Genomic DNA, 1,650 nt, shown 5'->3' on the forward strand with positions numbered 1-1,650 from the left:
AGAAAGCGCCAGGCGCGTACTTGCCACCTCCCCCGGTCGACAGGCCGGGCGCTCTTTCACCTTCTAGCTTTCATCCAGATACTTCTCGGCGTCGAGGGCGGCCATGCAGCCGGTGCCGGCGGAGGTCACGGCCTGGCGGTAGACATGGTCCATGACGTCGCCGGAGGCGAAGACACCGGGCACGCTGGTCGCGGTGGCGTTGCCGTGGAGGCCGGACTGCACCTTGATGTAGCCGCCGGCCATGTCGAGCTGGCCTTCGAAGATGCCGGTGTTGGGGCTGTGGCCGATGGCGATGAAGACGCCGGGGGCCGAAATCTCGCGCTGACTGCCATCCTCGGTGGAGGCCAGGCGGGCGCCGGTCACGCCGCTGCCGTCCCCCAGCACCTCCTCGAGGGTATGGTTCCAGATCACTTCCATGTTGCCGTTCTCGACCTTGTCGAACAGCTTGTCCTGAAGGATCTTCTCGGCACGCAGGCTGTCGCGGCGATGCACCAGGGTCACCTTCGACGCGATGTTGGACAGGTAAAGCGCCTCTTCGACCGCGGTGTTGCCGCCACCGATGACGACCACTTCCTGCTTGCGATAGAAGAAGCCATCACAGGTCGCGCAGGCCGAGACCCCCTGCCCCATGAAGCGACTCTCCGACTCGAGACCCAGGTAGCGGGCACTGGCGCCGGTGGAGATGATCAGCGCATCACAGGTGTAGGTGCCGCTGTCGCCCTTGAGGGTGAAAGGACGCTCACTCAGTTCGACCTCGTTGATGTGGTCGAACAGGACCTCGGTGTCGAAACGTTCGGCATGGCGCTGCATGCGCTCCATCAACTCCGGTCCCTGTACCCCGCTATCATCGCCGGGCCAGTTGTCCACATCGGTGGTGGTGGTCAGCTGGCCACCCGCCTGCAGCCCCGTGATCAACAGTGGCTTGAGATTGGCGCGGGCGGCATAGACGGCCGCCGTATAGCCGGCCGGCCCGGAGCCGAGGATGATCAGGCGTTCGTGGCGTGCTTCGCTCATGGGTACCTCACGATTCTGGCAATGGATGACACAACGGACTGAGCGATACCGACCCCTCATCGGCATGGCACAAGCCACTGCGGTCGCGTTCTGAGACATTAGGCCAATGGCCGCTGACGAGCCATCGGCGAAAGGCTATGGTGATCATGACCGCTGCCTATTGTGCCGTGCACAACAGGCCCGCACCAGACCATGTGCCTTACAGCACATCGTCATCCTGGCCGAGCATGACCGATTCGAGTTCGCCGGAGATCTCCGACACCTCGATGCGCATCTGAATCGGTGCACAGCACTGCGGACAGTCCTGCCAGGTCATGTGCCGGCCTTGCGAGATATCCACCCAGAGCGTAAAAGGCGTATCACAATAGGGACAATGCACCCGCCGGCTTTCCAGAGCGTCTTCCTGCATGGCAACGGCTCCCGAGTTGGCTTCAAGCTGACGATGTGGGGGGTATAGCCTGCGGTTTCAAGACCATCATCATGGGCGTCGGTTGAAAAGGCCCTGTATCATGACCATGTAAGATCACGAGCCCAGGATGGTTCGACACTCCCGTGACAGGAGGAAAGCAATGAGCAACGAATCCACTCCGGATACCTTGCAGACCTTCGAGGCCGCCGGCACGACCTACCATTACT

At 62.1% G+C, this 1,650-nt stretch carries 2 protein-coding genes; both read right to left on the reverse strand.

Features of this window, described 5'->3' with window-relative positions:
- Nucleotides 1-63: 63 nt before the first annotated feature.
- Nucleotides 64-1,014 (reverse strand): thioredoxin-disulfide reductase, encoded by a 951-nt coding sequence (gene trxB, locus HHA01_RS14635; protein WP_141322040.1) that lies wholly within the window; start codon nt 1,012-1,014, stop codon nt 64-66.
- A gap of 199 nt (nt 1,015-1,213) precedes the next feature.
- A complete protein-coding gene (locus tag HHA01_RS14640; RefSeq protein WP_141322043.1) occupies nt 1,214-1,423 on the reverse strand; it encodes a zinc ribbon domain-containing protein in 210 nt (69 codons plus the stop codon).
- Nucleotides 1,424-1,650 lie beyond the last annotated feature (227 nt).

It is taken from the genome of Halomonas halmophila (assembly GCF_006540005.1).
GTDB lineage: Bacteria > Pseudomonadota > Gammaproteobacteria > Pseudomonadales > Halomonadaceae > Halomonas > Halomonas halmophila.